Here is a 3,325-nt window from a genome sequence, read left to right as displayed (position 1 = left end):
CCCCGGTCGATGTGCGTGCACGGCGACACGCCGGGGGCGGTGGAGCTGGCCCGACGTGTGCGGGCCGCGCTGGCGGCCGCAGGGGTTCGCCTGGGGCCGTTCGCGTGAGGACGGTCCGGCGGGCCGGCGACGGCGGGCTGCTGGTCGAGACGTCCGGCCTGGACGACTCGCACCGCCTGCACCGCGCGCTGCGGGACGCGGCGTTCGCGGGCGTCACCGACATCGTCCCGGGCGAGCGGACGGTCCTGGTGGTCGCCGAGCCGGACGGCTGCGACCTGGACCGGCTCGCCGCGCGGGTGGCGGCGGTGGAGCCGGGTGAGGCAGACGCGGAGGACGCGCCACCGGTCGAGATCCCGGTCCGGTACGACGGGGAGGATCTCGCCGAGGTCGCCGAGCTGACCGGCCTGAGCGTCCGGGAGGTGGTCGAGCGGCACGCCGCCGCCGAGTACTCGGTGGCCTATCTGGGCTTCTCGCCCGGTTTCGGATATCTGACCGGCCTGGACGAGAAGTTGCACGTCCCGCGCCGTGCGTCGCCGCGGACGTCGGTGCCCGCGGGGTCGGTGGCGATCGCGGGTCCGTATGCGGCGGTGTATCCGTCGCCGTCGCCGGGTGGGTGGCGTTTGCTGGGGCACACCGATCTCACGATGTGGGACGTCCACCGCGATCCGCCGTCGTTGCTGCGCCCCGGGTTGAAGGTGCGGTTCGTATTTGAGCGGGAGCGGGAGCGGTGATCGAGGTCGTCCGTCCGGGGCCGTTGGCCACCGTCCAGGACCTCGGCCGTCCCGGATACGCCCACCTCGGCGTCCCGCGTTCGGGGGCGGCGGACGAGCCGTCGCTGCGGTTGGCGAACCGCCTCGTCGGCAACACCGAGGACGCGGCGGGTATCGAGTTCACGCTCGGCAACGCGGCTCTGCTCTTCTACTCCCCCGCCTGGATCGCGGTCACGGGCGCTCCCCTGGACCTCCGTCTGAACGACCGTCCGCAGGGCATGAACGCTCCCGTCCACGTCCCGAAGGGCGGCACGCTCCAGTTGGGGACGCCGGCGCGCGGCCTGCGCAGTTACCTGGCCGTCAGAGGCGGTCTGGCCTGCGATCCGGTCCTCGGTAGCCGGTCCACCGATCTGCTCTCCCACGTGGGTCCGGCCCCGCTGTCCCCCGGCGTGCGCCTCCCGGTCGGGAGGGCCGATACCCCGGTCAGCGTGGATCTCGCGCCTGTCCCGCCCCTTCCTGACGCGCCGGTCCTCCGCATCGTCCCCGGTCCGCGCGACGACTGGTTCGTCCCGGACGCCTTGAGCGTTCTGACCTCAGCCCCGTACACCGTCACCCCGGCTGGCAACCGCGTCGGCGTGCGCTTCGACGGGCCGCGCCTCGTGCGCGCGCGGGCGGGCGAGCTGGTGAGCGAGGGCATGGTCACCGGCGCTCTGCAGGTCCCCCCGAACGGGGAGCCGATCCTCTTCCTCGCCGACCATCCGACGACGGGCGGTTATCCCGTCATCGCGGTCGTCCGGCATCGCGACATCCCCGTGGCGGCGCAGCTCCGCCCAGGCGACACGGTCCGCTTCCGGCTCAGCTGAACAGGGCGCGGACGCGGTCGAGTTCGGTGGCGAGGGCGGCGGACGGGACGTCCTCGAAGAGGGTGGGCGCCGCCGCAGGGGTCGCGACGTCCCAGACTCCGGCGACGCGGCCCTCGTGCAGGACGACCGGGGAGATCCAGCCGGCCGTGCGGCTGACCTCGGAGCGGCGCGCGGGCGGGACGAGGTGGGCCGAGCCGGTGCCGCCCGCCAGGATGTACTGGTCGAACGGGCCGAGCAGCCGGACGGACGTGGACGGCGCGGTGTCGAGCAGTTCGTCCAGGTGCTCGGGCAGCAGGAACATCGGGGCGCCCTCGACGTCCACCTGAGCCAGGTCGGCGGCGTCGAACCAGGCGCGGACGTCCTTCTTGCGGTTGCCCTTGCGCAGAAGCCAGGCGTCGAAGGTGTCGGGGGTCGCCGGTCCGTGGGCGGCGAGGAAAAGCCCGGAGCACGGCTTGGGCGGCGTCCTCGACGGGCGGCAGGGTCGTCCAGGGCGGGCGGGTGAAGGTGACACGGGATCCCTGGGACGGGCCGTGGCACAGGACGCCCGTCCACGCCAGCGGCTTCAGCAGCATGCCCCAGCCCGAGCCGAGGACGTCGGCGAGGTGGGACGAGCCGGTCTCCGCGACGATCGCGGCGGTCAGCTCCTCGCGAGTGAGGGGCGTCCCGGCGGCGAGGGCGGAGCGGGCGGCCTCGGCGATCGCCTCGACGTCATCGGGGGTCGCGCCGAAGTTCTTCTGCCAGCTCTTCTTCTCCCAGATGCGGGCCGCGCCGCACAGGGCCAGGTAGGCGGGGGCGTCGTCGGCGGGCAGCAGGTGCAGCGTGCCGCGCATCGCCCAGGTCTTGACCAGGGCGCCCGCGGCGATCGGACCGGCGAGGCGCTCGGGATCGCGCTGCCGGATTCGGACGGCGAGGTCCGCGGCCGACGCCACCTGCGCCTGGACGCCCGCGAGCCGCCGGGCGACCTCGACGGCGGACGCGTCGGCCACCGTGTCGATGTGCTGCCGGCGCATGCGCCAGGCGAGAACCTGCCCCCAGGTCACCGTCTCCATACGGACGATCTCACCACATTCGGGATAGCCGGTGGGTGAGCTCGGCGAGCGCGTCGTGGACGTCGTCGGCGGTGAGGGTCGTGAGGTCGGCCGCCGTCGCCGCGTCGCCGAGCGCGGCGGCACGCAGCGCGCGGACGGCGCACGCCTTCTCGTACAGGGTCCTGGCGAAGCGCCCGTTGCCGAGCTCGTCGACGCGGCCGAGGCCGACCGCGCGCTGGAAGACCATGGCCAGGTCGTCCAGCGCCGCCTCCGCCCAGACGTCGCCGCCCTGACGCGCGATGAGCTGCGCGATGCGGAGCAACTCGTCCGGGCCATAGGACGGGAAGTCCACGCGCTCGCCGAACCGGGACGCCAGGCCCGGGTTCGACGCCAGGAACCGCTCCATGTCGCCGGGGTATCCGGCGAGGATGACGACCAGGCGGTCACGGTCGTCCTCGGCGCGCTTCAGCAACGTCTGGACGGCCTCCGCGCCGAACGCGTCGCCGCCCGCGTAACCGGGGTTGACCAGCGAGTACGCCTCGTCCACGAACAGCACGCCGCCGAGCGCGGAATCGACCACCCGGTTGGTCTTCAGCGCGGTCGCGCCGAGGTGCTCGCCGACCAGGTCCGCGCGCTGGACCTCCACGACGTCCGGGCGGGCGAGCAGGCCGAGCGCGGCGAAGATCCGGCCGAGTGTGAGCGGCTGAGAGTGGCAGGGAAGGAG

4 protein-coding genes and 1 pseudogene are annotated in these 3,325 nt (G+C 73.9%); 3 read left to right on the top strand and 2 right to left on the bottom strand.

Annotation, left to right across the window (positions count from 1 at the left end; all coding sequences use genetic code 11):
- Nucleotides 1-9: 9 nt before the first annotated feature.
- The 3 genes from AB0J52_RS33190 to AB0J52_RS33180 are packed head-to-tail and all read left to right on the top strand — an operon-like array spanning nt 10 to nt 1,573.
- On the top strand, nt 10-108 hold the full coding sequence (locus tag AB0J52_RS33190; protein ID WP_500186813.1) for a LamB/YcsF family protein: 99 nt from the start codon (nt 10-12) through the stop codon (nt 106-108).
- Nucleotides 105-731 carry a 5-oxoprolinase subunit PxpB gene (pxpB, locus tag AB0J52_RS33185; RefSeq protein WP_500186811.1) on the top strand — a complete coding sequence of 209 codons (627 nt, stop codon included), beginning with the start codon at nt 105-107 and terminating at the stop codon, nt 729-731. The genes AB0J52_RS33190 and pxpB overlap by 4 nt, the downstream gene beginning before the upstream one ends.
- On the top strand, nt 728-1,573 hold the full coding sequence (locus tag AB0J52_RS33180) for a 5-oxoprolinase subunit C family protein (RefSeq protein ID WP_500186810.1): 846 nt from the start codon (nt 728-730) through the stop codon (nt 1,571-1,573). Before pxpB ends, AB0J52_RS33180 begins: the two co-directional genes overlap by 4 nt.
- Here the strand turns inward: AB0J52_RS33180 and AB0J52_RS33175 are convergent.
- A pseudogene (locus tag AB0J52_RS33175) lies at nt 1,566-2,583 on the bottom strand (winged helix DNA-binding domain-containing protein). The gene AB0J52_RS33180 and the pseudogene AB0J52_RS33175 overlap by 8 nt on opposite strands.
- 49 nt (nt 2,584-2,632) lie before the next feature.
- A partial coding sequence (locus AB0J52_RS33170) for an AAA family ATPase (RefSeq protein ID WP_500186809.1) occupies nt 2,633-3,325 on the bottom strand: 693 nt, incomplete at its 5' end.

This window comes from Spirillospora sp. NPDC049652, assembly GCF_040675125.1.
In the GTDB taxonomy this organism is placed as follows: domain Bacteria; phylum Actinomycetota; class Actinomycetes; order Streptosporangiales; family Streptosporangiaceae; genus Spirillospora.
The sequence above is the reverse complement of the archived record's forward strand: the minus strand, read 5'-3'. Positions and strand labels throughout refer to the sequence as shown.